Below are 3,346 nucleotides of genomic sequence, written 5' to 3' on the forward strand. Positions count from 1 at the left end.
GGTTCCGGGTGCGGCGCGCGGGCAGGCCCCGCGTCCGGCGCGCCCTCAGCCGTGCGACGCGCGGTCACGGCCCCGCGTCCGGCGCGCCCTCAGCCGTCCTGCGCCCGGAGCCTCTCCCGCTGCGGGACGATCGTGTAGCGGGGGTCCTCCGCGGAGGCCACCCCGGCGTGGAAGACGCCGAAACGCAGCGCCGCCGAACCGGTGAGGAGGGCCACTCCCGCCGCAGCGGCCGGCCGGCGGTCCCGTACCCGGGCCGAGAGCAGCGCCAGCGCGGCTCCGCCCGCCGTCAGGGCCTCCGAGGCGCGCAGCAGCCGATACGCCTTTCCCCGTTCGAAGGGCTCCGAGGCCAGCCCCATCCGCCGCTTCATCGTCCGGAAAGCGCCCAGTTCCAGCACGGCGCCCAGCGCCGCCATCCGCCGTGCCGGCCCGGCCTGGGCGGTGGGCGCCGCGACCAGGGCGAGACCGGCGGCCGACGTGGCGGCCGAACCGGCGAACACGGACGGCAGCTGCCGGTAGCCCTCGTGCCAGGACGGCACCGCCGTGTCCGAGAGCAGCACCGCGGTGTACGTCGCCACGGCCGGCCCCAGAACGGCGGCTCCGGCCGTGGCGGCGGCGCCCACCCTCCGGTACCGGCCCGCCACCTCCGTCGCCGCGGCCGCGAGCGTCAGCGGCGCGTACCCGCTCAGGATCCAGGAGCCGACGCTCATCGGCGAGGTGGGCTTGAACACCCGGAGCATGTTCAGGAACCGGGCCGGGCGCCCCAGGTCGTGCACCAGTGCCGCCAGCGACAGCGTGATGGCGCCGGCCGAGCCCAGCTTGGCCACCCGGCCCAGTTCCGGCCGGCCGGTGGCCCCGGCACCCGCCGCCAGCAGGGAGGAGGCTCCCGCCAGCCCGCCCAGGTACAGATACCCGGCGATGTCCAGCGGCTTCCAGGTCGGCCTGTTGAGGACGGGCTTGCCGTAGTACGACGAGAACTCGGCGTCCGGCACCATCGGCTGCTCGCCCCGACCGCGCCGGCGCCGGCGGCGTCCCGCATGTACCCCTGTCGGCGCCTCCCGGTCGGGCCGCGCGTGCCGCACACCGTCCCGTGTCACATCGGACTCGCTCATCGCGGCCTCCGCACGAAGCTGCCGGCGGCGAGTGCGACCAGCGAGACGGCGGCCAGCGCCGCGTGCCGCCACATGTCGGGCAGGTCCCGGGTGGTGACCACCGGGTCCGGTGGCAGGCCGTACACCTCCGGCTCGTCCAGCAGCAGGAAGAACGCGCCGTCGCCGCCGACCCCGTCGTCCGGGCTCTCGCCGTACAGGCGGGCGTCGGTGACGCCGGCCGCGTGCAGCTGCGCCACCCGGGCCTGGGCGCGCTCCCGCAGCTCCTCCAGCGGGCCGAACTGGATGGAGTCCGTCGGGCACGACTTGGCGCAGGCCGGTTCCATGCCGACGCCGAGCCGGTCGTAGCACAGCGTGCACTTCCACACCCGGCCGTCGTCCTTGCGCTGGTCGATCACGCCGTACGGGCAGGCGGGCACGCAGTAGCCGCAGCCGTTGCAGATGTCCTCCTGGACGACGACCGTGCCGAACTCGGTGCGGAACAGCGAACCCGTGGGGCACACATCCAGGCAGGCGGCGTGCGTGCAGTGCTTGCACACGTCGGACGCCATCAGCCAGCGCAGCTCCGTCCGGCCGTCGGGGGCGACGGGCGAGATCTCCCCGGCGGGCGCCCCCCCGGGAGCCCCGTCCGGCGGGGGAGCGGTGGCGCCGGGCCCCGGGGACGCGGCGTCGGTGCCCAGCCGGGACGCGGCGGCGAAGACGTCGACGTCGTCATGCGCGACCCCCGGTTCCTGCCCGGCGAGCGGCTTGCGCTGCTCGATGAAGGCCACGTGCCGCCAGGTGTCGGCGCCGAGGCCCTGCGTGTTGTCGTAGGACATGCCGGTCAGCAGGAGCCCGTCCTCCGGGACGGCGTTCCACTCCTTGCACGCCACCTCGCAGGCCTTGCAGCCGATGCACACCGAGGTGTCGGTGAAGAAGCCCATCCGCGGCGGGGCGTCCGGATAACCGGCCCCGCCGGCCACGTCCGGCTCCGGCCCGTACAGGAGGTTCCCGTGGCCCTCAGCGCCGTCGCTCATGCGGTGCCTCCTCGCTCCTCACTCGTCGCCCTGTCCGGTCGCCTCGCCCGGCGCGGCCCGCACGACCTCGGCCCGGCGCTTCTGCCAGGCGGTGGCCGGCATCTCCACGCTCTTGCCGACGTACCAGCGGCTGCGGGCGTTGCGCGGCCGGTGCCGGCGGAACCAGCGCCAGGCCTCCGTGCCCTCGGCGCGCGGCCGGGGTGTGTCCCGCACGAGGACGCGGTAGGCCTCCTCGCGGGACGGCAGCGTGTGCGCCTCCTCGTAGCCGCCGTCGGCCGTGCGCCGCACCTCGCCGGTCGTCCCACCGTCCAGGATCCGCCTCCGGTCGGCGGCCTGCAGCCCCAGGCGGGCCTGCGGACGCGTATGCCGGAACGACCAGTGCTCGGAGGAACGCCTTGCGCAGGAACTCCCCGCCGGCGGACGCGACCGGCAGCCGCCGGTCCAGCGCGGGCGCCAACCGCTCCCCCCGCCCCGGCCGCCGCTCCTCGGACACCGCCACCGCGTGCTCGCCCTCCGCCCCGTGCTGGAACCCTCACTCTCGGTGCTCTGCTCCGAGCCTGGCACGGGTGCCCCCGCTCCGCTCGCCCGAAACGGTGGGGCCGAAGAGCGCGGCCTCGTTTGCGCGGGTCGGCGCCCGGCCACCCGGTGGCCCGGACGAGTGGCGCGCCGTGCTGCAACGATGCCTTCGTGGTGAACGTGGCCGGGCTGGTCGCCGCCCGGCTGCGGCACCTGGGCGTGGACCGGGTGTACGGAACACCGGGACTCGCGGTGGACCCGCTGATCGGCGCCCTGCGCGGCGCGCCCGCGGCCCCCGGCTTCGTACAGGCGCGCGGCGAGGAGTCCACCGCGCTCATGGGCTGCGCGCAGGCCAAGCTCACCGGCGGCCTCGGCTGCTGTGCCGCCCCGTCCGGGGCGGGGGTGTTGCGGCTGTCGGCCGGGCTGTACGACGCGGCGGCCGACCGGGTCACGGTCCTGGCCCTCGTCGGGGCGGACCCGGCGCCGTGGGGCCCCGGCAGCCGGGCGGCGCCATCTGGCGGAGGTCTCCCTGTACTGCGAGGAGGTCGCCGCCCCGGAACTCGTGGGCGACGCCCTGCGGTGTGGCGAGCCTCGTCGTGCCCCGCGGGGTCCTCGCGGCGGAAGTGCCCGAGGAACCGCCCGGCGAGGACGGCGCCGTCCCACCGGCGCCGCAGGCCCGGCAGTCCGCGGCCGACGACGTCCGCCGTG

4 protein-coding genes are annotated in these 3,346 nt (G+C 76.5%); 1 reads left to right on the forward strand and 3 read right to left on the reverse strand.

Features of this window, described 5'->3' with window-relative positions:
* Window positions 1–89: 89 nt before the first annotated feature.
* Genes nrfD through ABZV94_RS40860 form a run of 3 tightly spaced genes read right to left on the reverse strand, consistent with a single transcriptional unit; the run spans window position 90 to window position 2,410 of the window.
* A complete protein-coding gene (nrfD, locus tag ABZV94_RS40850) occupies window positions 90–1,109 on the reverse strand; it encodes an NrfD/PsrC family molybdoenzyme membrane anchor subunit (RefSeq protein WP_356350074.1) in 1,020 nt (339 codons plus the stop codon).
* A complete protein-coding gene (locus tag ABZV94_RS40855) occupies window positions 1,106–2,122 on the reverse strand; it encodes a 4Fe-4S dicluster domain-containing protein (RefSeq protein ID WP_356350076.1) in 1,017 nt (338 codons plus the stop codon). Before ABZV94_RS40855 ends, nrfD begins: the two co-directional genes overlap by 4 nt.
* An 18-nt stretch (window positions 2,123–2,140) precedes the next feature.
* Entirely contained in the window at window positions 2,141–2,410 is a 270-nt protein-coding gene (locus tag ABZV94_RS40860) for a hypothetical protein (RefSeq protein ID WP_356350078.1), read from the reverse strand.
* Between the two features lie 399 nt (window positions 2,411–2,809).
* Between ABZV94_RS40860 and ABZV94_RS40865 the strand changes: the two genes are divergently transcribed.
* Window positions 2,810–3,346: thiamine pyrophosphate-binding protein (locus ABZV94_RS40865; RefSeq protein ID WP_356350081.1), on the forward strand; the 537-nt coding region annotated here is incomplete at its 3' end.

This window comes from Streptomyces sp. NPDC004658, from assembly GCF_040609555.1.
Taxonomy (GTDB): domain Bacteria; phylum Actinomycetota; class Actinomycetes; order Streptomycetales; family Streptomycetaceae; genus Streptomyces.